At 58.1% G+C, this 23,674-nt stretch carries 22 protein-coding genes; 15 read left to right on the top strand and 7 right to left on the bottom strand.

The window, feature by feature from the left end:
* Positions 1-37 precede the first annotated feature (37 nt).
* The 4 genes from betI to ACR0BK_RS05870 all read left to right on the top strand — a co-directional run bounded on the left by betI (position 38) and on the right by ACR0BK_RS05870 (position 4,335).
* Positions 38-610, top strand: a complete 573-nt coding sequence (gene betI, locus ACR0BK_RS05855) for a choline-binding transcriptional repressor BetI (protein WP_480554043.1) — start codon at positions 38-40, stop codon at positions 608-610.
* Positions 607-2,115, top strand: a complete 1,509-nt coding sequence (betC, locus tag ACR0BK_RS05860) for a choline-sulfatase (protein ID WP_480516210.1) — start codon at positions 607-609, stop codon at positions 2,113-2,115. The genes betI and betC overlap by 4 nt, the downstream gene beginning before the upstream one ends.
* 66 nt (positions 2,116-2,181) lie before the next feature.
* A complete protein-coding gene (gene betA / locus ACR0BK_RS05865; RefSeq protein WP_480554044.1) occupies positions 2,182-3,840 on the top strand; it encodes a choline dehydrogenase in 1,659 nt (552 codons plus the stop codon).
* 255 nt (positions 3,841-4,095) lie between these two features.
* Positions 4,096-4,335, top strand: coding sequence for an HP1242/YdcH family protein (locus ACR0BK_RS05870; protein ID WP_480475823.1), 240 nt, complete (start codon positions 4,096-4,098; stop codon positions 4,333-4,335).
* A 73-nt stretch (positions 4,336-4,408) separates the two neighbouring features.
* On the opposite strand, the gene ACR0BK_RS05875 is transcribed toward ACR0BK_RS05870, so the two are convergent.
* The gene (locus ACR0BK_RS05875) at positions 4,409-5,809 is read right to left on the bottom strand and encodes a helix-turn-helix domain-containing protein (RefSeq protein ID WP_480554045.1); all 1,401 of its coding nucleotides are present in this window, start codon (positions 5,807-5,809) and stop codon (positions 4,409-4,411) included.
* A 63-nt stretch (positions 5,810-5,872) separates the two neighbouring features.
* Positions 5,873-7,078, bottom strand: a complete 1,206-nt coding sequence (locus ACR0BK_RS05880) for a multidrug effflux MFS transporter (protein WP_480554046.1) — start codon at positions 7,076-7,078, stop codon at positions 5,873-5,875.
* Positions 7,079-7,261: 183 nt separating this feature from the next.
* Here ACR0BK_RS05880 and ACR0BK_RS05885 point away from each other — a divergent pair, with 183 nt between their 5' ends.
* The 3 genes from ACR0BK_RS05885 (at position 7,262) to ACR0BK_RS05895 (ending at position 9,880) form a co-directional block, all read left to right on the top strand.
* The gene (locus ACR0BK_RS05885; RefSeq protein ID WP_480554047.1) at positions 7,262-8,794 is read left to right on the top strand and encodes an acyl-CoA carboxylase subunit beta; all 1,533 of its coding nucleotides are present in this window, start codon (positions 7,262-7,264) and stop codon (positions 8,792-8,794) included.
* A gap of 113 nt (positions 8,795-8,907) precedes the next feature.
* Positions 8,908-9,393: a DUF6497 family protein gene (locus ACR0BK_RS05890; RefSeq protein WP_480554048.1), complete on the top strand. Its 486-nt coding sequence runs from the start codon at positions 8,908-8,910 to the stop codon at positions 9,391-9,393.
* 133 nt (positions 9,394-9,526) lie between these two features.
* A complete protein-coding gene (locus ACR0BK_RS05895) occupies positions 9,527-9,880 on the top strand; it encodes a hypothetical protein (protein ID WP_480475833.1) in 354 nt (117 codons plus the stop codon).
* Positions 9,881-9,966: 86 nt separating this feature from the next.
* Here ACR0BK_RS05895 and ACR0BK_RS05900 read toward each other — a convergent pair whose 3' ends face one another.
* On the bottom strand, positions 9,967-11,118 hold the full coding sequence (locus ACR0BK_RS05900; protein ID WP_480554049.1) for a DcaP family trimeric outer membrane transporter: 1,152 nt from the start codon (positions 11,116-11,118) through the stop codon (positions 9,967-9,969).
* Positions 11,119-11,768: 650 nt separating this feature from the next.
* On the opposite strand from ACR0BK_RS05900, the gene ACR0BK_RS05905 reads away from it, so the two are divergent.
* Both ACR0BK_RS05905 and ACR0BK_RS05910 read left to right on the top strand, forming a co-directional pair.
* Positions 11,769-11,972 (top strand): hypothetical protein, encoded by a 204-nt coding sequence (locus ACR0BK_RS05905; RefSeq protein WP_480475837.1) that lies wholly within the window; start codon positions 11,769-11,771, stop codon positions 11,970-11,972.
* Between the two features lie 116 nt (positions 11,973-12,088).
* Positions 12,089-14,134 (top strand): ATP-binding protein, encoded by a 2,046-nt coding sequence (locus ACR0BK_RS05910; protein ID WP_480554050.1) that lies wholly within the window; start codon positions 12,089-12,091, stop codon positions 14,132-14,134.
* 76 nt (positions 14,135-14,210) lie between these two features.
* Here the strand turns inward: ACR0BK_RS05910 and ACR0BK_RS05915 are convergent, their stop codons facing one another.
* Positions 14,211-14,657: a DUF4174 domain-containing protein gene (locus ACR0BK_RS05915; RefSeq protein ID WP_480475841.1), complete on the bottom strand. Its 447-nt coding sequence runs from the start codon at positions 14,655-14,657 to the stop codon at positions 14,211-14,213.
* A gap of 168 nt (positions 14,658-14,825) precedes the next feature.
* Between ACR0BK_RS05915 and scpA the strand changes: the two genes are divergently transcribed.
* The 6 genes from scpA (at position 14,826) to ACR0BK_RS05945 (ending at position 20,288) form a co-directional block, all read left to right on the top strand.
* A complete protein-coding gene (gene scpA, locus ACR0BK_RS05920; protein ID WP_480554051.1) occupies positions 14,826-16,952 on the top strand; it encodes a methylmalonyl-CoA mutase in 2,127 nt (708 codons plus the stop codon).
* Between the two features lie 104 nt (positions 16,953-17,056).
* Complete coding sequence (locus tag ACR0BK_RS05925; protein WP_480554052.1) at positions 17,057-17,659, top strand: VOC family protein; 603 nt, start codon at positions 17,057-17,059, stop codon at positions 17,657-17,659.
* Positions 17,656-18,144 (top strand): N-acetyltransferase family protein, encoded by a 489-nt coding sequence (locus tag ACR0BK_RS05930; RefSeq protein WP_480516224.1) that lies wholly within the window; start codon positions 17,656-17,658, stop codon positions 18,142-18,144. The genes ACR0BK_RS05925 and ACR0BK_RS05930 overlap by 4 nt, the downstream gene beginning before the upstream one ends.
* Before the next feature lie 45 nt (positions 18,145-18,189).
* Complete coding sequence (locus ACR0BK_RS05935; RefSeq protein WP_209597848.1) at positions 18,190-18,870, top strand: molecular chaperone DjiA; 681 nt, start codon at positions 18,190-18,192, stop codon at positions 18,868-18,870.
* A gap of 4 nt (positions 18,871-18,874) precedes the next feature.
* Complete coding sequence (locus ACR0BK_RS05940; protein WP_480554142.1) at positions 18,875-19,876, top strand: endonuclease/exonuclease/phosphatase family protein; 1,002 nt, start codon at positions 18,875-18,877, stop codon at positions 19,874-19,876.
* Between the two features lie 37 nt (positions 19,877-19,913).
* Entirely contained in the window at positions 19,914-20,288 is a 375-nt protein-coding gene (locus ACR0BK_RS05945; RefSeq protein WP_480554053.1) for a hypothetical protein, read from the top strand.
* A 12-nt stretch (positions 20,289-20,300) separates the two neighbouring features.
* Here the strand turns inward: ACR0BK_RS05945 and ACR0BK_RS05950 are convergent, their stop codons facing one another.
* Genes ACR0BK_RS05950 through ACR0BK_RS05960 form a run of 3 tightly spaced genes read right to left on the bottom strand, consistent with a single transcriptional unit; the run spans position 20,301 to position 23,658 of the window.
* The gene (locus ACR0BK_RS05950; RefSeq protein WP_480554054.1) at positions 20,301-21,845 is read right to left on the bottom strand and encodes a Ppx/GppA family phosphatase; all 1,545 of its coding nucleotides are present in this window, start codon (positions 21,843-21,845) and stop codon (positions 20,301-20,303) included.
* A 49-nt stretch (positions 21,846-21,894) separates the two neighbouring features.
* Positions 21,895-22,584: an HdaA/DnaA family protein gene (locus tag ACR0BK_RS05955; RefSeq protein WP_480516230.1), complete on the bottom strand. Its 690-nt coding sequence runs from the start codon at positions 22,582-22,584 to the stop codon at positions 21,895-21,897.
* On the bottom strand, positions 22,585-23,658 hold the full coding sequence (locus ACR0BK_RS05960; protein WP_480554055.1) for an AI-2E family transporter: 1,074 nt from the start codon (positions 23,656-23,658) through the stop codon (positions 22,585-22,587).
* Positions 23,659-23,674 lie beyond the last annotated feature (16 nt).

The raw sequence follows: 23,674 nt of genomic DNA on the forward strand, positions 1-23,674 counted from the left end.
CCTAGCTTGGTCGCATGACACCTGTATGGGGAAAGCGATGCCAAAAGTTGGAATGGAGCCGATCCGCAAGGACGCGATTGTTCGAGCGACGATTGCTGAACTGGGTGTCAAGAAATCCCTGGATGTAACCGTCAGCCAGATTGCCAAACGCGCAGGCATGTCCAGCGCATTGGCACACCATTATTTTGGCGGAAAGGATCAGATATTTTTGGCCGCAATGCGTCAGATCCTCGCCGACTTCAGCGACGAAGCCAGGGCCCAGTTGAAAGCGGCCAAACCGGGCAACCGGGCAGAGGCGATTATCCACGCCTGTTTTGCCCCTTCGTGTTTCACACCTGACGTGACTGCCGCCTGGATGACCTTTTATGTGTTGGCGCAGACCAACAATGACGCGCTGCGTTTGTGGCAGATCTATCAGGCGCGCATCAGGTCGAATTTGATCCATGCCCTGCGCCCCAGGATGCAGGATCCGGTCGAAGCTGCTGAAAACATGATTGCTTTGATTGATGGGCTCTATATTCGCGCAGCGCTCAGCGCCCCGGAAGAACCGCAACTGGCCGTGAACCACGCAATGCGCGTGCTCGATACTCTGCTCGAGGCTGAAAAATGACAAAACCAAACATTCTGATCCTGATGGTGGATCAGCTGAACGGAACCCTCTTTCCCGACGGTCCCGCTGACTGGCTTCACGCTCCGAACCTGAAGAAACTGGCGGAACGGTCGACCCGTTTTGCCAACGCTTATACTGCGTCGCCGCTTTGTGCGCCGGGGCGGGCCAGCTTCATGTCCGGTCAATTGCCCTCACGCACCGGCGTCTACGACAACGCGGCTGAGTTCCGCAGCGATATCCCAACTTACGCACACCATTTGCGCAGGGCCGGGTATTACACCTGTCTGTCAGGCAAAATGCACTTTGTCGGCCCGGACCAGATGCACGGGTTTGAGGATCGCCTGACAACTGATATCTACCCGGCCGATTTTGGCTGGACACCGGATTACCGCAAACCGGGCGAGCGGATCGACTGGTGGTATCACAACATGGGATCGGTGACCGGCGCGGGTGTTGCCGAGATTTCCAACCAGATGGAGTATGATGACGAGGTCGCCTATAACGCAAAGGCCAAACTCTATGACCTTGCGCGCGGCAAGGATGACCGCCCATGGTGCGTGACGGTCAGCTTCACCCATCCGCATGATCCCTATGTCGCCCGTCGCAAATACTGGGACCTCTATGAAGATTGCGCGCACCTGCTGCCCGAAATCGCTGATATCGGCTATGAAAACCAGGATTCTCACGCCAAGCGGATCTTCGATGCCAATGACTGGCGCAGCTTCGACATCACCGAGGAAGACATTCGCAAGTCCCGCCGTGCCTATTTCGCCAACATCACATATCTCGATGACAAGATCGGTGAAATCCTCGAAGTGCTGGAAACGACACGGCAAGAGGCGATCATCCTGTTCGTCTCGGATCACGGTGACATGCTGGGTGAACGTGGCCTCTGGTTCAAAATGAACTTCTACGAAGGCTCGGCGCGCGTACCTTTGATGATATCGTCCCCGGATTTGCCTGCGGGGCGGATCGATACGCCGGTTTCCACCATCGACGTAACACCCACGCTCGGGGCTCTGGCAGGCGTTGACATGGACGAAATCGCACCATGGACGGACGGCGAAAACCTGGTGCCATTGGCGCAAGGTGGCACGCGAACCGCGCCTGTGGCCATGGAATACGCGGCTGAGGCATCTTACGCGCCGCTGGTGTCGCTGCGCTATGGCAAGTGGAAATACAATCGATGCGCGCTGGACCCGGATCAACTGTTTGATCTTGAGGCAGACCCGCATGAGCTGACCAATCTGGCAGACAGTCCCGAACATGCGGGCACGCTGCAAACCCTGCGGGCAAAGTCCGAGGCCCGCTGGGATTTGGAGCGCTTCGACGCGGATGTCCGCGCCAGTCAGGCGCGACGCTGGGTCGTGTACGAGGCACTGCGGCAGGGCGGATATTACCCATGGGATTATCAGCCGCTGCAAAAAGCGTCCGAACGCTACATGCGCAATCATATGGATCTGAACATCGTCGAGGAAAACGCCCGGTTCCCACGCGGCGAGTAATCTCTTCGTCTTTTTGAAAATACTCCCGCCGGAGGCGTTTTTCCCGGCGGGCGGGGAGTTGTGAATATGGAAGCAGATTTTGTCATCGTTGGCGCAGGGTCCGCAGGCTGCGCAATGGCATATCGTCTGAGCGAAGGTGGGGCCTCGGTTCTGGTGATCGAGCACGGTGGTACCGACTTGGGGCCGTTTATCCAGATGCCCGCCGCGCTCAGCTATCCGATGAACATGTCGCGCTATGACTGGGGATATCAGTCCGAGCCCGAACCGCATCTGAACAACCGCCGTCTGGCCTGCCCGCGCGGCAAGGTGATCGGCGGGTCATCGTCGATCAACGGCATGGTTTATGTACGCGGTCACGCACGCGATTTCGACACTTGGGCCGAGATGGGGGCCGACGGCTGGTCCTATGCGGATGTGCTGCCCTATTACAAACGCATGGAGACATGGCATGACGGTGGTCATGGCGGCGATCCGGCCTGGCGCGGAACCAACGGCCCGTTGCACGTATCGCGCGGCCCACGTGCGAACCCACTGTTTCAGGCCTTTGTCGATGCGGGTCAGCAGGCGGGATACGAGGTCACCGGCGACTATAACGGCGAAAAGCAGGAAGGCTTTGGCCCGATGGAGCAGACCGTCTGGAAAGGGCGGCGCTGGTCAGCGGCGAATGCATATCTGAAGCCAGCGCTAAAACGCGACAATTGCGATATCGTGCGGGGACTTGCGTCTCGGGTTGTCATGGAAAACGGTCGCGCCACTGGCGTGGAATTGATCCGTGGCGGCAAGAAAGAGATCATCAAGGCCCGGCGCGAGGTCATTCTGGCTGCGTCCTCGATCAACTCGCCCAAGCTGCTGATGCTGTCCGGTATCGGACCGGGCGCGCATCTGGCAGAACATGGGATCGACGTTGTTGCAGATCGTCCGGGGGTGGGTGCGAACCTTCAGGACCATCTGGAGCTGTATATTCAGCAGGCCTCGCTGCAACCCATTACGCTTTACAAACACTGGAACCTGTTCAGCAAGGGCCTGATCGGGGCGCAGTGGCTGTTTACAAAAAAGGGGCTGGGGGCGTCGAACCAATTCGAGAGCGCAGCCTTTATCCGGTCGAAACCGGGGGTGGAATACCCTGACATCCAGTATCACTTCCTGCCAATTGCGGTCCGCTATGATGGGCAGGCTGCGGCTGAAGGGCACGGATTCCAGGCGCATGTCGGCCCGATGCGCTCGCCCTCGCGGGGTGCAGTCACGCTGCGGTCGGACAGGGCTGAAGACGCACCGGTGATAAAGTTCAACTACATGAGCCACGAAGAGGATTGGGAGGATTTCCGCACCTGTATCCGACTGACCCGTGAAATCTTTGGGCAGGATGCGTTCAAACCTTACGCCGGTAAGGAAATTCAACCAGGTGCCTCTGTGCAAACGGATGAAGAGCTGAACGCCTTTATCGCGGAACATGCCGAAAGCGCCTATCACCCCTGCGGCACCTGCCGGATGGGGCGTGCGGATGACAAAGGTGCGGTGGTCGATCCCGAGGGTCGCGTCATCGGTGTGGACGGGCTGCGCGTCGCGGACAGTTCGATTTTCCCGCAGATCACCAACGGCAATCTCAACGCGCCCTCGATCATGGTGGGCGAGAAAGTATCGGATTCCCTGCTGGGCAAAGACCCGTTGCCCAAGGCCAATGACCGCCCGTGGATTCACCCGGGCTGGGCAACCGCGCAGCGTTAATCCTTCTGAACTGCCCCCGGTTGAATGCGTAAATTTTCGGCGCTTGCCGGGGGTATATTAGCAAAAAGTTCAGTGTTCTTGTCCAGATAAGCCTGAGCCACGTTTCAGAACAACTTGCCCTCTGCACGGCAGGATGGCGCGTGGTGTTGTATTGAAACTCGCGGGATTATTGCGGGTAGTTGATCCCGGTCAAAGCGAAAGCCCGGTCACGCTTCTATCACTGATTTGCAACGACATATGAAGGAGCGAACAGAAATGTCTCACACCCCGCATGAACTGGCCGAAGAGTTTCCGGACAAAGTTGAACTGATGAGCCAGCTCAAGCAAACGGATGCGCATTTTGCGCGGCTGGCCGATGAATATCATGAGGTCAACCGCGAAGTTCACCGCGCCGAAACCAATGTCGAGCCCATGGAAGAACTGGCTGAGGTTGACCTGCGCAAAAAGCGCGCGGCGCTGAAGGATGAGATTTGGGCGATCCTGTCCAAGGCTTAAACATAGTGACGGGGGCTCTGCCCCCGTCGTGACCAGAGACGCTACACCGGTGGGATAATAAATCAGACTAAGATCAAGTCACTTCATAGGGCAGGGTGCCGCGAATATGGGTGTCGATGCTCAGACGGCGTTCCAGCGGCGGGACCGAACGCTGGTGGCAGGTTTGCCGCTCGCAGATGCGGCAGGAAATACCGATAGGCTCGTAGGCGCTGGCATTGTTGATGTCGAGGTTATCAGCATAAACAAGAGCCGGGGCATGACGGACCTCGCATCCCAGCGCTATGGCGTATCGTCTGACCGGTGCGCCAAACGAGCCCCCAGATTTTGAGACATCCCGCGCCAGCGAAATATAGCGAACACCATCAGGCGTTTCCGCCAGTTGCCGCAGGAAATGCCCGGGCGTTTCAAAGGCCCGATGCACGTTCCAAAGCGGGCAGGCCCCACCAAAGCGCGCAAATTGCAGGCGTGTGGCCGAGTGCCGCTTGGTGATCGTACCGGCCTGATCAACCCGGACGAAGAAGAACGGGATACCCTTGGCGCCGGGACGCTGTAGTGTCGACAGCCGATGTGCAACCTGCTCGACCGACGCCCCGAAACGGTTGCTGAGCAGCTCCAGATCGTGACGCTCTTCCTGAGCGGCGGTCAAAAACGCGGTATAAGGCATCAGAGAGGCACCAGCGAAATAGTTGGCAAGTCCGATCTTGGCGATGGCGCGGGCTTCGTCGCTTTGGAATTTGGCGAAATCCAGCGTCGCCTCCAGCAACTGGTCCTGACTGATCAGCGCAACCTGCAACAGAAGTTGGAACACTTGCGTCTGCGGCGCAGCACGGGAGGACAGGCGCAAAATTTTGCTGTCGACATCATAAACGCGCAAGGGGCCTGTATCTGAAAAAACCACCTGAATTCCACGCTCTGAAAGGCTGCTCAGGGCGGCTTGCCGGATACCGCCGGGGCCGTCGGCGCGGTTGGCAAACAGTTCCGCAGCCCTGTCCACGGCGTCGATGTAGTTGTCGCAGTAGTGGAAGAAATCGCGCACTTCTTCCCACGGGCTGGCCTGAATGCGCGCATCTTCGCGTCCCAAAGCCTCGTCCAGCGAGGCAAGGCGTTCATGTGTCTGCCGATAGGTTTTATGCAATTCGATAAACGCCCGCGCCAGAGCCGGGGCGTTGGAAGCTGTCAGGCGCAGATCGGCCAGTGGGGGCTGAATGTCCGAAAAAACAGGATCGGCCAGCGCCTCGCGCATGTCTGAAACAAGACGTTCGCTGTCGCCGGTGCTGAGTTCGGTAACATCCATTCCGAATTCCTGCGCCAGAGCCAGCACAACCGTGGTCGAGATCGGCCGGTTGTTGTTCTCCATCTGGTTCAGGTAGGGCAGTGAAACGCCCAGTTTGGCGGCAAATTCGCGCTGCGTCAGAGTCAGGCGCGTACGCATTTCGCGCAGTTTCGCGCCCGCATAGAGCTTTTGGGTGGCCATAGGGTGCCTTTGCAAGTTTTCCAATTGCCGAGGATAACTTTGCAAAATAATTGGAGCAAGCGGTTACAGCCCCAATTGCCGTTCTCTTCGTACGACAGTTGAAATTGCGACGATCGCCAGAACGGCTGTTGCCAGCATCAGCCAAAGCAGCGGCATCGCGCCGGTTTCACGCGTCAGCAAGGCACCTGCCAGCGCGCTCAGCCCGGCGCCGCCGCCTAACATGATGGCGCCACTCAGGCCCGAGGCGGTTGCAGCCAGGTGAGGGCGCACTGATAGCGCGCCCGAGGTTGCGTTGGGGATGACCATGCCATTGCCGACGCCCACAAATGTCATGAACCCAAAGAAACTAAGTGCGGTTCCGCGGTCCGCTAAAAACAGCAATGCCGATACAGCGACGCCAAACGCATTGAACAGGCTTCCCCACAGCACCATACGGTTCACGCCGAACCGTACTGAAAACCGCCCACTCATAAAGTTACCTACAAAATACCCAACCGCAGGTGCGCCAAAATAAATGCCAACCTGTGCCGCGCTCAAGCCGAACAGTTCTGTGCCAATGAACGGTGCGCCGCCGAGGTAGGCGAAAAACGAACCCGAAGAGAAGGCGCAAGCCAGTGAGTACCCCCAGAACCGTGGCGAGGTTAGAAGTTCGGGGTATTCCTTGAATTGCTGGACAAGCGTTTTACCGCTTTTTGCTGATGTTTCCCCAAAGTCCGAATAGGTCAGTGCCAAAGTCAGCAGACCTACGGCAAAGGGCAGCCAGAAATTCGCTTTCCAACCAAAACTCACTTCCAGCAAGCCGCCGATGGCAGGGCCAATCATTGGAACCACGGCCATGCCCATCGTCACATAACCGATCATCGAAGCAGCTTGATCCTGATCGTACATATCCCGCACCGCAGCGCGGCTGAGAACCATACCGACGACCACAACCGCCTGACACATCCTGAACGCCAGAAAAACCGTAGCATTGGGGGCAAAGATGCATCCCAGGGTTGCCATCAGGAACAGGCCTAGGCCCCAAAGCAAAACCGGTCGTCTACCTGCCTGATCCGCTATTGGACCTATGAGAATTTGCAGAATGGCATTGATCAGCAGATAAAGCGCAATCGACAGCTGCATGACCTTGTAATCGGTTTCGAAATACTCGGCCATGTTTGGCAGGCTGGGCAGAAACAGGTTCACGCTCAGGGCGGACAGGCCCGAGAGTAAAACAAGCGTCGCCAATGTGGGTGGTGTCCGGTGGACCGCGTCAGAGCTGAACTGCATGGTTCACATGTATAGCCGTGGATTTTCGGATTGCCAGTCATTCGCAGAATTACTCGTGAAATTTCGCAGTTTTGCAGTTATCCAAATTACTGTTGCTGAAATTTTGCAAATTTGCCGAAAATAGCTTTGGATGAGCGGCCCAAGCAGGTAGGGTCCCGGCAAATTAATAAGGGGATAGTCGTCATGAAAGACATTCTTTCCGAATTGGAAGCCCGTCGTGATAACGCACGTCTGGGGGGTGGGCAGAAACGGATCGATGCCCAGCACGCACGCGGCAAGCTGACCGCGCGTGAACGGATCGAACTGCTGCTGGACGAGGGCAGCTTTGAAGAGTTTGACATGTTCGTCAGCCACCGCTGCACCGATTTCGGGATGGAAAAACAAAAGCCTGCGGGTGACGGTGTCGTCACCGGCTGGGGCACGATCAACGGGCGCATGGTTTATGTATTCAGCCAGGATTTTACCGTCTTTGGCGGATCGCTGTCAGAAACCCATGCTCAGAAGATCTGCAAGATTATGGACATGGCGGTGCAGAACGGTGCGCCAGTGATTGGCATCAACGATTCGGGCGGCGCGCGCATTCAGGAAGGTGTGGCTTCGCTGGCAGGTTATGCCGAAGTGTTCCAGCGCAACATTATGGCTTCGGGCGTGGTGCCGCAGATCAGTGTAATCATGGGCCCCTGTGCCGGTGGTGCAGTGTATAGCCCGGCGATGACCGACTTTATCTTCATGGTCAAAGACACCTCTTACATGTTCGTGACTGGCCCGGATGTGGTGAAGACCGTAACTAACGAAGTGGTGACTGCCGAGGAACTGGGCGGGGCTTCGACCCATACCAAGAAATCCTCGGTCGCTGATGGCGCGTTCGAAAACGACGTCGAAGCTTTGGCCGAGGTGCGGCGCCTGGTGGACTTCCTGCCCCTCAACAACCGCGAAAAGCCGCCCGTGCGCCCGTTCTTTGACGAACCCGGCCGGATCGAGGCTTCGCTGGACACTCTTATCCCAGAGAATCCGAACACCCCCTACGACATGAAGGAACTCATCGCCAAAGTAGCGGATGAAGGCGATTTCTATGAAATTCAGGAAGATTTTGCCAAGAACATCATTACCGGGTTCATCCGGTTGGAAGGTCAGACCGTTGGCGTCGTCGCAAATCAGCCGATGGTGCTGGCCGGGTGTCTGGATATCGACTCGTCACGTAAGGCTGCGCGCTTTGTACGCTTCTGTGACTGTTTCGAAATCCCGATCCTGACACTGGTCGACGTTCCTGGCTTCCTTCCGGGAACAAGCCAGGAATATGGCGGTGTCATTAAGCATGGGGCCAAGTTGCTCTTTGCTTATGGTGAGGCGACCGTTCCGAAGGTTACGGTGATTACCCGAAAGGCTTATGGCGGTGCTTATGACGTTATGGCCTCCAAGCATTTGCGCGGTGATTTCAACTATGCCTGGCCCACCGCCGAAATCGCGGTCATGGGGGCCAAAGGGGCGACCGAGATCATTCATCGCGCCGATCTGGACAATGCGGACAAGATTGCGTCTCGCACTAAGGATTACGAAGACCGATTTGCAAATCCCTTCGTGGCAGCCGAGCGCGGCTTCATCGATGAGGTGATCATGCCGCATTCGACCCGCCGACGTGTGTCCCGGGCATTTGCCAGCTTGCGCGGCAAACAACTGAAAAACCCGTGGAAAAAGCACGACAATATCCCGCTGTGATCCTTCTGGGGGCGGGGTGATCTGCCCCGCTCAATCTTTGACCGTCACAGCGGCTCCGAGGCTGAAACCCCCTCAAATTGAGGCGGAATTGACAAAAACCGGCAAATAGTAGAATGATCCGACCCGTCAGACATAGAACCGCGCAGACCAATCGTACTGCGCGCGCGACCCCGGAAGGAGGAGCTCGCCGCTGGTGGGTCCGGGGCCGCGCCATTTGTCTGATTGCTCTCACCTTCAGCCATCCAGCTTTTGCGGACACCGATACGTTGCTGCCGGTGCCGTCGGGCCAGCCAGTGCAACTGAGCGATGTCCTGCTGGACAACAATCCTGGCGAGCTTTGGCTGCGCTTTCGCTTCATCGCGCCCAGAATAGGCGCGTCAGTGGGGCGGATCGGGTATGATGTGGCGTCGAAGGATATGGAGCACCTGTGCCAGATTCTGGCCGTTCCATATGTCGCGCAGCATGAATTGCAGCCGGCGCGGGTCGTGATCTCTTTGTCCGATCGCCCGGTTGAGTTTGGTGATGCCGCCCCTGATGCGACCCAGTTTTTTGAGGCCTACCGGCTGGAGCAGTCCCAGTGTATCTGGGAGGGGCTTTGACCATGACCGCAAGATTCCATGAGTACAAAGCATCTCAAACCAACTGTGCGGCTTTGGAGGTGCGCATCATGAACCCATCCCGTTTCGGGCTCGAATTGCTTTTGTCTGCAAGTATGACACAAGGGGGCCTTTCATGCTGAAGCATCGTGGTTTTCCCGGTCGCCTTTCAGGCACAGACTTTCAGTTCACCATTCGTCGCGCCAACCCAAAGGGCGTTACACCGTTAACGCGGCGGGAGCGGTTTCGGGATCGTAAACCTGCGGACAAGCGCGCTGATATTGCGTTCATGGAAGCCCTTTGGACCCATTTCGGTGACCAGCCGTTCGAACGGGGCAATCTGGATGCCGGGCGTTTGAGCTGGCTGTTCGGGCGCGAAGTCATTCCGGCAGAAGACCCCTTTGATCCGGCCAGCTATGATGCCTTGCTTGTCATCGACGTAGATGCTGCGCGCGCATCCTTCCCGGACATCATCGACGGGATGGACTGATTGTGATATTCGCCGCCGTACATAAGCCAATCACTGCCGGTTTCGGGAAGATCCTGCCCGAAACCGGGCAGGATTTGTGTGTGGTCTCAGAAGTTCAACTGCGCCGCAAGCTGAACACGGCTGCCATCAAAGGTTCTGCCGGTGGGCGCGTCGTTCCGCTCGCCATAGATATACTCGGCGCTGAGTGTCAGACTGTCTGTCGCCTTGTAGAACGCGTTGACATGGATCGTTTCCAGCTCGGTGAAGGACAGGGTGCCGGTCGAGGTCGGCAGATCATAACTCTCGCGACCATAGGAAATGCCAACGTTCAACTTCGGGCTGAGGTCCTGCCTGAATTCCACGGTATAGCCATCCACATCGTTGGCCTGTCCTCCGATAATGGCATCGCCGAGACCGATCAGGTATGGCCCAAGCGCCTCACCAGTGACGTAGTTGACCTGGAACAATCCACCTTGCCAGGGGCGAATGCCGCCCGACAACGTAAAGCCCGTCTGATCCACTTCGACATTGCCGGAATTGGCTTTGCCGTACAAAACGGCTCCACGGGCAATATATGTGCCGTCGTTATACTCCGCCGAGGCCGTCAGGACGGGATCATCGGAATTCGACCCGCTCACGTTCTCTTCGATCGAGACCGCAAACTGTGCATTGCTGCCAAGCTGCCCAGTGTATCTCAACTGCGGGACACGGGCGAATGCGATACCCACCGGGCCGTTGAATTCGACGGTGGTCGGGTAGGTGTCCAATGGTTGGAAGTTTGTCCAATACTGACCGATCAGGAACTGGTCGCCAATGGTGATGTTGGCATGGCGTATGCGCAATTCAGCCGTGCCACCGGAACCGAACAGGTCAAGCTCAAGCTGTCCGCCAATGTCACCGATCCCGCTTGGGGTGGTGGTACGCAGTCCGATCCGAGATTGGCGAACGGTTGCCCCGAAGGTGCCGTCGGTCGCGGTCGAGGGTTCGCCGATAACATTCACGAACGCTGTATCCCCCTGATCGTAGTCGAAGTCATAAAAGAAATCGGCCTTCACGTATCCGTAAATGTCCAGAACGGTGTTGCCGATGCGGAAATCTCCGTTGGCGGGGCTGCTTTTGCCGGCTTCCAGCGCCTCGATCCGTGCGCGCAAAGCGTCGAGTTCAGCCTGGGTCTGGGCGTCCTGAGCGAAAGCAAACGTGCCAGTCACACTGAGCGCAGAGGCAGCGAGCAGGAGTGCCTTTTTTCTAGTCATAGTCATGTGGGTGTTCCTTTGAGTGCGAGTGTGCCCAAGGACCGTTTCACGCAGCAGAAATCTTTGGAAATCACGAGAAAGAGAATAGAACCGTCTGATTTCTCAAGAAAATGTGCCTTTTTCGGCTTCTTGAATCACGGCGTCTTGAACCTGTCATCTAACGCACTGCTGCGAGGGAATTCCTTCGCCTGTGCAGTAGCGGCGATTCGTGATGTTGCAGTCGCAGAAAACATCGGAAGCGGCCCCTTTCGTCACGAAACTGTGACGGTGAACGGGTCTATCGCGCTGGTAATTCCCATGAATGCTGTCGGCACGAAGTTGCGCGCCATGTTGCGGCTTGGGCAGAAACCAGCCGAGTTGCCCTTGGGAAACAATACTGTGTTTGCCCAACGGATTGTGCCGTGCAATCTGAATGGGCCGTGCGGCTCTACTTTGCCTGCGCCGCACATGCACCTACTATTCCGTACCCCTTCCTTGCGCGGGCAGGCTTGTGTTCCCCACATAGACCTGTCCGCGTTTTTCTTTGTGGGCCGCGCAGCCAAAAAGTGGCGAAATCCCGCACAAAACCTGCCTGCAACCCCATTGATATTGAATAACAAGCCGCATTTCGCGCATCTGGCCCTAAACGAACCAAGAAACCTAAAAGGGCAGACACAATGCGATTCTCGAAACTCATCCTTGTTGCGGCGACCTGTGCTGGTCTGGCCGCGTGCGGTGACACCACGGGCGAACAGGCAATCCTCGGCGGCGGTGCCGGGGCTGTGGGGGCCGCGGTCCTCAATGCCGACCCGCTGTTTGGCGCGGCTGTCGGCGCAGCGGGCAACGTGCTGTACTGCAAGACGCAGAACACCTGTAACTAACGCAAATCTTTCGGGGCGCCTGGCGCCTCAGCCATCATCGCGCATCACGCCGTCGTGGGGATCGTTCCCTGCGGCGGCGTTTTGCGTTTCCGGAACACCAAGCCAAAGGACGTTTCATGTTCAATAAGATCCTGATCGCCAATCGGGGCGAGATCGCCTGCCGGGTCATCAAGACCGCCCGCAAGATGGGTATCGGCACCGTTGCCATTTATTCGGACGCGGACAAGAACGCGTTGCATGTGTCGATGGCCGACCAAGCCGTGCATATCGGTCCGCCCCCGGCGAACCAGTCCTACATTGTGATCGACAAGGTCATGGATGCCATCCGCAAAAGCGGCGCGCAGGCGGTTCATCCCGGCTATGGCTTCCTGTCGGAAAATTCGAAGTTCGCCGAGGCGCTCGAGGCCGAAGGTGTCGCCTTTGTCGGTCCCCCTGTTGGTGCAATCGAAAGCATGGGCGACAAGATCACTTCGAAGAAGATCGCACAGGAGGCCGGAGTTTCGACGGTTCCGGGTTACATGGGGCTGATCGAGGACGCGGACGAGGCGGTCAAGATCTCGAACGAAATCGGTTATCCGGTCATGATCAAGGCCAGCGCCGGTGGCGGTGGTAAGGGCATGCGCATCGCGTGGAGCGATGAAGAGGCACGCGAAGGCTTTCAGTCGTCCAAGAACGAAGCCGCAAACTCGTTCGGAGATGACCGGATCTTCATCGAAAAATTCGTAACTCAGCCGCGCCATATCGAAATTCAGGTTCTGTGCGACAGTCACGGAAATGGCATTTACCTGGGTGAGCGTGAATGCTCGATCCAGCGCCGGAATCAGAAAGTGGTGGAAGAGGCGCCGTCACCCTTCCTTGATCCCGAAACCCGCAAGGCGATGGGTGCACAGGCTGTCGCTCTGGCCAAGGCCGTGAACTACGCAAGTGCAGGTACGGTCGAGTTCATCGTGGACGGAGACAAGAACTTCTACTTCCTCGAAATGAACACGCGCCTGCAGGTGGAACACCCTGTTACGGAACTGATCACCGGCGTCGATCTGGTCGAGCAGATGATCCGTGTCGCAGCGGGTGAAAAGCTTTCGATAACGCAGGATGACGTGACCCTGACCGGCTGGGCGATTGAAAACCGTCTGTATGCGGAAGACCCGTATCGCAACTTCCTGCCGTCGATCGGTCGTCTGACCCGGTATCGCCCGCCGCAGGAAACCGCGGCTGGTCCGTTGCTGGTCAACGGCAAATGGCAGGGTGAAGCACCAGAAGGCGAAACCGCCGTGCGCAACGATACCGGCGTCTACGAAGGCGGCGAGATCAGCATGTATTACGACCCGATGATCGCCAAACTCTGCACCTGGGCGCCGTCCCGCGAAAAAGCTATCGAGGCGATGCGCGTGGCGCTGGACAGTTTCGAAGTGGAAGGCATCGGTCACAACCTGCCGTTCCTGTCGGCAGTGATGGATCACCCAAAGTTTGTCAGCGGTGACATGACAACGGCCTTTATCGCTGAAGAATACCCAGACGGGTTCGAGGGCGTCACGCTGCCCGAAGCTGATCTGCGCCGGATTGCTGCTTCCTGCGCGGCCATGCACCGCGTCGCCGAAATCCGGCGCACTCGCGTGTCGGGGCGGATGGACAATCACGAACGCAAAGTAGGCAAGCGCTGGGTTGTGACATTGCAGGGTCAGGAGTTCGCCGTGCAGGTCAACGCCGACAAAGAGGGGTCAACGGTCAAGTTTGAGGACGGACCGTCCCTGCGTGTCGCCTCGGACTGGACGCCGGGCGATCAGCTGGCGGTTCTGGACGTGGATGGCAGCCCGCTGGTTCTGAAAATCGGCAAGGTCTCGGGCGGGTTCCGTGTTCGCAACCGGGGCGCTGACATGAAAGTGCATGTGCGCCGCCCACGGCAGGCGGAACTGGCCAAACTGATGCCGGAAAAACTGCCGCCTGATACCTCGAAGTTGCTGCTCTGCCCAATGCCGGGCCTAGTCGTGAAGGTCGATGTCGAAGTGGGGCAGGAAGTGCAGGAAGGTCAGGCGCTTTGCACGATTGAGGCGATGAAGATGGAAAACATCCTGCGTGCCGAAAAGAGGGGCGTGGTGGCCAAAGTCAATGCAGGCCCCGGTGACAGCCTTGCTGTGGACGACGTGATCATCGAGTTCGAGTGACCATGTTGGCGCTTTCGATATACATTCCAACGTTCCCGGCGCATCGCGCCGGGGCCATTAGGTGTGGCGAAAGCATTCAGCCCCCTTCGCGCCGGTCGCGAATCTCGCGTTCGCGCAGGGGGGTCTTGTCGATAGATCTGCCAATCTCACGCACGCTCCACGGGCTGGGTTTGCGCAATTTGACCACACCGTCCTTGTCGACGAACACCATCTGGAAACCACGCGGCCGCAGTTTGGTCCGGATCGGGGACCGGGCAGACGGGTCCGTGTCTGTTAGCACGATGACATCGCGGTCGCGCATGGCTGCTTCTTCTGCGACAAGCATATCGATCTGCTGCTGGAACCGCGGATCGGCAGGCGTGTCAGCAAAAACCACGATGGGGCGTTTGACCCACAAGAACTCGCTGAGTTCACTTTCACCCACCGGGCGGACAAAACTGTCATCAGACGGCGCGGTTCCGTCTGCCGCTAGGGCAGCCAGAGGGATTAGTGCCGAGAAAACAAAGGCAAGCGTGCGTGTCATGTGGCCTCCTGTTCTTTCGAATATAGCCCCTGTGCCCGCGATTGCGACCGGCGATTTGCGCCGGGTGACCACATTTTCGCGCTTGCACCTGAATGAACAGGCCAAGTGCAGGACTTTGGCGCGGACGCTTTCAGCGACCGCCATCCGTATTGACGAGAGGAAATCGAAATGACCGACACGAAGGACTGGAAAGCGCTTGCCGAGAAAGAGCTGCGCGGACGTCCGTTGGACGACCTGACCAAGGAAACGCTGGAAGGTATCGCGGTCAAACCGCTTTACACCCAGGAAGACACCGCCGATCTGCCTCATATGGGGTCTTTGCCGGGATTTGGACCGTTTACCCGTGGTGTCAAGGCCACGATGTATGCCGGGCGTCCGTGGACGATCCGCCAATATGCGGGTTTCTCAACCGCCGAGGAGTCGAACGCGTTTTACCGACGCAACTTGGCAGCAGGCCAGCAAGGCGTTTCGGTTGCCTTCGATCTGGCGACACATCGCGGCTATGACAGTGATCACCCGCGCGTTGTTGGCGATGTCGGTAAGGCAGGCGTTGCGATCGACAGTGTCGAGGATATGAAGATCCTGTTTGACGGCATCCCGCTGGACAAGGTCTCGGTCTCGATGACCATGAATGGCGCGGTTGTTCCGATCCTGGCAAGTTTCATCGTTGCGGGTGAAGAACAGGGTCACGACAAGTCTGTCCTTTCCGGCACCATTCAGAACGACATTCTGAAAGAATTCATGGTGCGCAACACCTATATCTACCCGCCTGAACCGTCGATGAAGATCATCTCGGACATCATCGAATACACGTCGAATGAGATGCCCAAGTTCAACTCGATCTCGATCTCGGGCTATCACATGCAAGAGGCCGGGGCGAACCTTGTTCAGGAACTGGCCTATACGCTGGCCGATGGGCGCGAATACGTCCGTGCCGCGACTGAGGCCGGAATGGACGTGGACAAGTTCGCGGGCCGTTTGTCGTTCTTCTTCGCCATCGGCATGAATTTCTTCATGGAGATCGCCAAACTGCGCGCCGCACGCACGCTCTGGCACCGGGTAATGACCGAGTTTGGGGCAAAGTCCGAACGTTCAAAGATGCTACGCACCCATTGCCAAACTTCCGGCGTTTCGCTTCAGGAACAAGACCCTTACAACAACGTCATCCGTACCGCCTATGAAGCGATGAGTGCAGTTCTGGGTGGCACCCAGTCGCTTCATACAAATGCTCTGGACGAGGCAATTGCGCTGCCCACCGATTTCTCGGCCCGCATCGCGCGAAACACGCAGCTTGTACTTCAGGAAGAAACCGGTGTGACTGATGTGGTCGATCCGCTGGCCGGTTCTTACTATGTCGAAAGCCTGACCAATGAACTGGTCGAAAAAGCCTGGGCCCTGATGCAAGAGGTCGAGGAAATGGGTGGCATGACCAAGGCCGTTGCCTCGGGTATGCCCAAGCTGCGCATCGAGGAAAGCGCAGCCCGCCGTCAGGCCATGATTGACCGGGGCGACGAAGTGATCGTCGGCGTCAACAAATACCGCAAGGAACAGGAAGACCCGATCGACATTCTGGATGTCGACAACGTCGCCGTTCGCGAGGCGCAGGTGGCGCGGCTGGAACGCATTCGCGCGACCCGTGATGAAGCCGCGTGCCAAGCCGCGCTGGACGCCCTGACCAAGACCGCCCAAGAGGGCGGAAACCTGCTGGCCGCTGCGGTCGAAGCCGCCCGCGCCCGTGCATCCGTAGGAGAGATCAGCATGGCAATGGAGAAAGAATTCGGCCGCCACCGCGCCGAGGTGAAAACCCTGGCCGGTGTCTATGGCGCTGCTTATGAGGGCGACGAAGGCTTTGCCGCGATCCAGAAATCCATCGAGGACTTTGCCGAGGCCGAGGGTCGCCGCCCCCGTCTGCTGGTGGTCAAGATGGGGCAGGACGGGCATGATCGCGGTGCCAAGGTTATCGCCACGGCCTTTGCTGATATCGGTTTTGATGTGGACGTTGGCCCGCTGTTCCAGACACCTGCCGAGGCCGCGCAGGACGCGGTGGACAATGACGTGCATGTGGTCGGCATTTCCTCGCAGGCGGCGGGGCATAAAACACTGGCACCGCAGCTGGTGGAAGAGCTGAAGAAAGCAGGGGCCGACGATATCATCGTGATCTGTGGCGGGGTGATCCCGCAGCAGGATTACCAGTTCCTATATGACCACGGGGTTAAAGCCATCTTTGGTCCGGGCACCAACATTCCCGAGGCCGCTCAGGACATTCTGCGCCTGATCCGCCAAGCACGGCCCTGACCCAAGGCAAGACTTTCAACGAAAGCTCTTGTGATCCCGCGCCAATGGCGAAAACATGCGACCGGATCCCTTCGGGGCCGGTCGTTTTTCGCAGGAGGGTGCGCATGTTACTCGATCATCTGGCCGTCGCGGGCGAAACGCTTGAAGAAGCGTCTGCGCATATCGAACAGGCGCTTGGCGTTGCGCTGCAACCCGGTGGGAAACACGAAAAATTCGGGACACATAACAGGCTGCTGGGTCTCAGGGATGGGCTCTATCTCGAAGCGATTGCCATCGATCCGCAGGCGCAACCTCCGGGCAGGCCGCGATGGTTCGATCTGGACAAATTTCAGGGCGGCCCGCGTTTGACGAACTGGATATGCCGGGTCGAGGATATCGAGGCCACGCTGTCGATCTTCCCAGATGGTACCGGACAGCCCATCGACCTGACCCGCGGCGCGTTGCAATGGCGCATGGCGGTTCCGCCAACGGGGCGCTTGCCGTTCGACAATCTGTTTCCCGCCCTTATCGAATGGAAAGGCGACCTGCACCCAGCAAACATGTTGCAGGACAGCGCGTGCCGGTTGCGACGCCTGGTTGTCTATCACCCCGACGCCCTGACACTGGCCCGTCAACTGGGTGAACTGGATCATGTGGTGTTCGACACCGGCCCCGCGGCTTTGCAGGCAGAGATCGAGACAGCTCATGGGCTTCGGGTGCTGGAATGAACATTCGCCCGGCCACAGCGTCAGATGCACCAGCCATTGCCCGGATCACCAATGCGATCATCCGGGACACTTTGGTCACTTTCACGACGGACGAGCGCAGCGCCGCCCAGATTGCCGAAGATATCAAGGCACGCGTGCCTGGTTATCTGGTTGCCGAGCACGACAGCCACGTTATCGGCTTTGCCACATATGGCCCTTTCCGAACCGGGCCCGGTTATGCGCAAACATGCGAACATACGATCCAGCTGTCACCGGATGCGTGGGGCAAAGGGGTGGGACGTGCGTTGATGTCAGAGCTGGAGGAAATCGCGCAATCCCAAGGCGTTCATGTTCTGGTCGCGGGCATATCCTCGGCCAATCCGGGGGCTGAGGCGTTTCATGCCGCACTTGGCTATTCGAAAGTCGGGGTGATGCCCGAAGTCGGCTTTAAGTTCGGCCAGCGGCTGGACCTTGTGCTGATGCAGAAAATTCTTGGTGCTGAATGACCTGTTGCACCTGACAGTCCCGAATTGTGACGCTAGGGTGCGGTCATGTCGATCTGGACCCGCATATCCGATGCGCTGAGCGCGCTTGCCCAAGGCGAAAGCCTGACCGCAGTTTTTGAAAAACTACGCTCGCCACCGGAGCGGTCCGTGGCCTTTACGATTGCGGTCATCGCACTGGGTGCCAAAATGGCTAAGGCAGACGGTCAGGTGACCCGTGATGAGGTCACCGCCTTTCGCGACGTGTTTCAGATTGCGCGCGAAGATGAGGAAGGTGCAGCCCGAGTCTTCAACATGGCCCGTACGGACGTGGCGGGATATCAGGACTACGCGCGCAAGATCGCACGCATGTTCTCGGAAGACAGCACAACCCTGTGTGACTTGATGGAGGGGCTTTTTCACATTGCGATGGCGGACGGTTTCTATCATCCGAACGAAAACGCATTTCTCGAAGATGTCAGCCAGATCTTCGGACAAACCGACGCGCAGTTCAAAGCACTGCGGGCGCGTTTTGTCCCCGATGCGCCAAACGATCCTTATACGGTACTGGGCGTTCCGCATGACATGCCGCTGCCCGATATTCGCAAGGTCTGGCGGCAGCTGGTTCGGGAAACGCACCCCGACGCCATGATGGCCCGGGGTGTCCCCGAAGAGGCGATCCGGCTGGCCGAAAAAAAGATGATCGACATCAATCGTGCCTGGGATGAAATCAACGGCGCGCGGGCCTGATCAGATGCGGCTGGCGACTTATAATATCGAATGGTTCGCCAATCTGTTTGACCAGAAAGACAGGCTGATCGTCGATGACAGCTGGTCTGGCAGGCACGACGTCACCAAAGCGCAGCAGGTCGAAGCGATTGCCAAGGTGCTGACCGCAATTGACGCTGATGCGATTGTAATCGTCGAGGCGCCCAACACCGGCAGACGCCAGAACACGGTTCGGGCCCTGCAAACCTTTGCCGAAGCGTTCGACTTGCGCACGTCTGATGCAGTGATGGGCTATGCAAACGACACACATCAGGAACTGGCATTGCTCTATGACAGAACGGTGCTGAGTGTTCGCCATGACCCCAAGGGAGATATTGCAGATACGGCAGCCCCCCGGTTCGATGGCGTGTTCAAAATCGACCTCGATATTGATGCGACCGAGGACGTCGTGCGGTTCTCCAAACCGCCGATGGAACTGGCGGTGACGACGCAAGCCGGGCACAACATCCGCCTGATCGGGGCACATCTGAAATCCAAGGCACCGCACGGTGCCGAATCGCGGGACGAGGCGATCCGGATCTCGATTGCCAATCGCCGCAAGCAGCTGGCGCAAGCGATCTGGCTTGCACGGCGCGTCGAATGGCATGTTGCGCAAAAACAGCCTGTCATTTTGCTGGGCGATCTGAACGATGGCCCCGGGCTGGATGAGTTTGAACACCTCTTTGGCCGCTCGTCGGTCGAGGTGTTGCTGCAAGCCGGATTGTTCGATCCGAACGCCGTCACAGCCTACAGGTTTCGGCCCGGCCCGGTGCCTGCCACTGCGCGCTTTGCCCGTCCTGAGGAAGGCAAATTTCTGGACGCTTTGCTGGATTACATAATGATTACCGCGGACCTGCAAGCATATCGCCCGTCCTGGCGTATCTGGCACCCGTTTCAGGATGCCGCCTGTTGGACTGAACAGGAATTGCGGCAGGCGCTTTTGACGGCCTCTGATCATTTTCCGGTCACGCTGGATATTGAACTGTGACCTTTCCAGCCCGCCACACGGGCCTTATATGTCAGGTATGACACGCATTTTGCTGATCGGTACGATCTCAATGTTCCTTGCCGCGCCTGCGATGGCGCAGGAAGACAATGAAAAATCCCTGATGGAGCAGGGGGCCGAACTGTTTTTCGAAGGTCTGCGCAAGGAAATGGAACCGGCATTGGAAAACTTGCTGGGTCTGGCGGAAGAGCTTGGCCCGGCAATGCAGTCATTCTTGCAGCAGATGGGCCCGGCACTTGCCGAACTGGCGGCTGAGGTCAAGGACTGGAGTGTTTATGAACCACCCGAGATCCTGCCCAATGGCGATATCATTATCCGCAGAAAACCGCCCCAAGAGCCTTCTCAGCCCGAAAAGCAAGATATCGAGGTGCCCGAAGGACCCACGGATATCTGACCCGCTCAAGAGTCAGCCTTTGACAATCACGCGAGTCTGAGATTTCAGCGCCGCTGCCAAAGCGTTCAGCCGGGCTTCAGCCACTTCGCTAAACAGGGGGGCAGCGGTTTCGGGCAGATACAGTTCCAGCTCTCGCTTCTTGGGGAAAAACTTGAGCTGCCCCATATTGGCATCGTTGTGCATCCACAGCATCGCGCCAAAGCGCATGGCCTTGCCCAGAATCTCGGCCTGTTTCTGGCTATTTTCGTCCAGCAACTCGTAAAGCCGAGAGAACCGGTTGCCTTCCCGCTTGTTGCGATAGCGGTGTTGCAGTGCCAATCCGATGAAGACACGCTCGGAGTGCTTCAAGCCACCAAGATTGGCGCGCGTGACGTTGTCGAAACACACCTCGGCTCGATAATCGGGATGCGCGCGCCAGCTTACATCATGCAGCAGGCAGGCCGCTTTGATCAGGCGCACCCTGCTGGGCGGTGCGGATCTGAACAGCGGGATGACAAAATCATAGAGATTGCTGCCAAATCCGGGCAGGCGGGCGTCCTTTGCTTCCGAGAACCGGCTGGCTTCGATCAGCGGGTCGCGGTCGCGCACTTCCTGCGGCATCTGCTCATACAACAAGCCCTCGCGGATACCATAGCTTGAGATGGCGATATCCTTGGGTTTGAACGTGCGGATCAGCCGCGCCAGAACATCCATCGCATAAGGGATAAGCGCCATGCGCGAGCTGGACACGCCCGCCTGAGCACGCAGCTTTTCGCTATCGTGTTTTTCGATGTATTTGATCGTCTCGCGCACCTGCTTGGTGGTCATGCGGTATTCATGCAGCACGTTCAGCGGATAGCCCCGCCGCAGCATGTCCAGCCGCGCAAAGGCACGCCAGCTGCCGCCGACCAGAAATAAACGGTCCCGCTGCTGACCCATCTGATTGCGCAGATCCTCCATCGTTTCCTTGATATGCGCTTTTCGCGCACGTCGCCCGCCTTTGATGTCACGCAGTTTCAACGGCCCAAGCGGCGAGGTCACGCGGCGGCCGACCTGACCACCGCCGATTTCGGCCAATTCCATCGACGACCCGCCGATATCGCAGATCAGTCCATAAGCTCCGGGCCACCCCAACAAGACACCCTGCGCCGACAGGCGGGCTTCTTCGTCACCGTCAATGATCGCCACCTGCAAACCGGTTTCAGCCTGCACCTGATCGCAGAACTCGGGCCCATCCGAGGCTTCGCGCACAGCAGCGGTGGCCACAACATGCAAACCGGGCAAATCCAGATCCATTGCCAGGTGCTGGAACCGTCGTAGGGCCGACAGGGCGCGGTCGCGGCCACGCTGGTTCAGTCGTCCGGTTTCGGACAGGCCCGCCCCCAGTTCGCACATGACCTTTTCATTGTAGAAATAGGCCGGTGATCGCGCCGCCCCGTCGAAAATGACCATCCGGACCGAGTTCGACCCGACATCGACAACCCCGACGCGGGCTAGTGCCCGTGCATCCGGTTTGTCAAACAGGGGCTTTCCGATTGTTCCCCAGTCCGGGATATCGGTTTCGACGGTCTGATCCATGTGCCTTCCAGATTGTCCTGTTTGAGGATGCGAAATTGACGTCAGCGGGTCAATCATTGGTCTCGACCTCATCCGGGGCCGTGTTCAGTACGCGAATGGCCAGCGCGCGTGTAATGTCGCGTTTTTCTGCCAGGGCCAGTTGGTCCAGTTGGGATACAACGTCGGCTGCGCTTTCAAACCGCCGGTCCATATGCTTGACAAGATAGGCGATGACATCGGGGCCGGGGTTGAGCTGCCTGTCGACAAACAGCTTGGCAAGAACCGCGCCCAGCAATGCGTCGTCGGGCGGATCCAGTGCGACGTGATGGGCACCTTCGACCCGGCTTTGCAGGTCGGCCAGCGGCAACTCCCAGAATTTTGGTGCAAGACGGCCGGTCATCAGCAAGGGGTGCCCCTCGGCCAGAACAAGGTTATGCAGGTGGAACAGCGTTTTTTGCTGCTCGAGATCACCGGCTATCAAAGGCACGTCTTCGACCGCGATCGGCATACGCGCCAGGTCTGGCACATCGTCATATCGCAGGTCTCTGGCCTGAAGGATACGCCCGCCGGTTTCAGCGGCCCAGACATGGGCCAGATGGGTTTTGCCCGCGCCGGAGGGCCCGCTCAGTACCAGCTTGTTGCCGGGCCATGACGTGGCCGAGATCATTGCCACCGCCAGCGCATTGGCCGGTGACACAAAGAAATCCTCTCGCCCGAGCGCAGTTTTGGCGGGCAGATCAAAGCTGAGTTGTCGGGCCATTTACTCGGTTTCCTGATCCAGACCTTCAAGACCAGTGTACAATCTGCTGTCGAGGTATAGCGATGTGGCAAAGCGGGCCAACACGCCCAATGCCGCGGCGACCGGGACAGCGATCAGCATGCCGACGAAGCCGAACAGCGCGCCAAAGACCGACAGGGCCAGCAGCAACCAGACTGGATGCAGCCCGACAGAGCTGCCGACCAGCTTGGGTGTCAGGAAATTGCCCTCGGTGACCTGCCCAATGGCAAAGATACCCGCGATAAGCCCGATATGAGCCCAGTCGCCCCAGAACTGAAACAGCGCAAGCCCGATGGCCAGCGAGCCTCCGATAAGGGCGCCCAGATAGGGAATGAACGTGACCAAGCCCGCGATAAAGCCCACAATCAGACCGAATTGCAGGCCAGCAAGCATCAGTGCGACCGCGTAATAGCTGCCAAGGATCAAGCAGACCGTTCCCATGCCGCGCACGAACGAGGCCAGAACCGCGTCGATCTCTCCGGCCAGCCGCCTGATGATGGGGGCGTGGTCACGTGGCAGCAGCTCTCCGATGCGGGCGGTCATGCGATCCCAGTCCAACAGCAAGTAAACGGCAACGACCGGCACAATGACCAACAGAACAACGATGTTGATCGCGGAGCCCAGCGAGGTCAGCAGCGTCTGCATAACGTCGCCGGTCTTGGATTTCAGCGTTTCGCCAAAGGACACCAGCATCGCGTGCGTGCTTGAGTCCCGGTCAAGCAATGACGGGAACTGTTTTTCTATGAAACTGCGCAACTGTTTGAACAGATCGGGCAGTACATCGACAAGATCCAGCAACTGGGTGATCAGCGCAGGGACTACCATCAGAATTGCCAGTACAAACCCCAGAACACCGACGACCGTGATGACTGCCGTGGCGGCCATACGCGACAGGCTCAACCGCTCCAGCCGGTCAGCGACCGGATCCAGGAAATAGGCAATGGCCCCGCCGATGACAAAAGGCAGCAAGACATCCCCAAGGGCCCACAGGATCAACACGAAAACCGCAGCGGCGATGCTCCAGTATCTCAGCTGATCCTTAACCGGCAAAGCCATGGCGATCCCCTTGTTC

This window comes from Ruegeria sp. AF1, from assembly GCF_056542125.1.

What these genes read in the sequence shown, in the direction of transcription:
- betI (WP_480554043.1), top strand. Translation starts at nt 38, where the DNA reads ATGCCAAAAGTTGGAATGGAGCCGATCCGCAAGGACGCGATTGTTCGA.
- betC (WP_480516210.1), top strand. Translation starts at nt 607, where the DNA reads ATGACAAAACCAAACATTCTGATCCTGATGGTGGATCAGCTGAACGGA.
- betA (WP_480554044.1), top strand. Translation starts at nt 2,182, where the DNA reads ATGGAAGCAGATTTTGTCATCGTTGGCGCAGGGTCCGCAGGCTGCGCA.
- ACR0BK_RS05870 (WP_480475823.1), top strand. Translation starts at nt 4,096, where the DNA reads ATGTCTCACACCCCGCATGAACTGGCCGAAGAGTTTCCGGACAAAGTT.
- ACR0BK_RS05875 (WP_480554045.1), bottom strand. Translation starts at nt 5,809, where the DNA reads ATGGCCACCCAAAAGCTCTATGCGGGCGCGAAACTGCGCGAAATGCGT.
- ACR0BK_RS05880 (WP_480554046.1), bottom strand. Translation starts at nt 7,078, where the DNA reads ATGCAGTTCAGCTCTGACGCGGTCCACCGGACACCACCCACATTGGCG.
- ACR0BK_RS05885 (WP_480554047.1), top strand. Translation starts at nt 7,262, where the DNA reads ATGAAAGACATTCTTTCCGAATTGGAAGCCCGTCGTGATAACGCACGT.
- ACR0BK_RS05890 (WP_480554048.1), top strand. Translation starts at nt 8,908, where the DNA reads ATGATCCGACCCGTCAGACATAGAACCGCGCAGACCAATCGTACTGCG.
- ACR0BK_RS05895 (WP_480475833.1), top strand. Translation starts at nt 9,527, where the DNA reads ATGCTGAAGCATCGTGGTTTTCCCGGTCGCCTTTCAGGCACAGACTTT.
- ACR0BK_RS05900 (WP_480554049.1), bottom strand. Translation starts at nt 11,118, where the DNA reads ATGACTATGACTAGAAAAAAGGCACTCCTGCTCGCTGCCTCTGCGCTC.
- ACR0BK_RS05905 (WP_480475837.1), top strand. Translation starts at nt 11,769, where the DNA reads ATGCGATTCTCGAAACTCATCCTTGTTGCGGCGACCTGTGCTGGTCTG.
- ACR0BK_RS05910 (WP_480554050.1), top strand. Translation starts at nt 12,089, where the DNA reads ATGTTCAATAAGATCCTGATCGCCAATCGGGGCGAGATCGCCTGCCGG.
- ACR0BK_RS05915 (WP_480475841.1), bottom strand. Translation starts at nt 14,657, where the DNA reads ATGACACGCACGCTTGCCTTTGTTTTCTCGGCACTAATCCCTCTGGCT.
- scpA (WP_480554051.1), top strand. Translation starts at nt 14,826, where the DNA reads ATGACCGACACGAAGGACTGGAAAGCGCTTGCCGAGAAAGAGCTGCGC.
- ACR0BK_RS05925 (WP_480554052.1), top strand. Translation starts at nt 17,057, where the DNA reads ATGTTACTCGATCATCTGGCCGTCGCGGGCGAAACGCTTGAAGAAGCG.
- ACR0BK_RS05930 (WP_480516224.1), top strand. Translation starts at nt 17,656, where the DNA reads ATGAACATTCGCCCGGCCACAGCGTCAGATGCACCAGCCATTGCCCGG.
- ACR0BK_RS05935 (WP_209597848.1), top strand. Translation starts at nt 18,190, where the DNA reads ATGTCGATCTGGACCCGCATATCCGATGCGCTGAGCGCGCTTGCCCAA.
- ACR0BK_RS05940 (WP_480554142.1), top strand. Translation starts at nt 18,875, where the DNA reads ATGCGGCTGGCGACTTATAATATCGAATGGTTCGCCAATCTGTTTGAC.
- ACR0BK_RS05945 (WP_480554053.1), top strand. Translation starts at nt 19,914, where the DNA reads ATGACACGCATTTTGCTGATCGGTACGATCTCAATGTTCCTTGCCGCG.
- ACR0BK_RS05950 (WP_480554054.1), bottom strand. Translation starts at nt 21,845, where the DNA reads ATGGATCAGACCGTCGAAACCGATATCCCGGACTGGGGAACAATCGGA.
- ACR0BK_RS05955 (WP_480516230.1), bottom strand. Translation starts at nt 22,584, where the DNA reads ATGGCCCGACAACTCAGCTTTGATCTGCCCGCCAAAACTGCGCTCGGG.
- ACR0BK_RS05960 (WP_480554055.1), bottom strand. Translation starts at nt 23,658, where the DNA reads ATGGCTTTGCCGGTTAAGGATCAGCTGAGATACTGGAGCATCGCCGCT.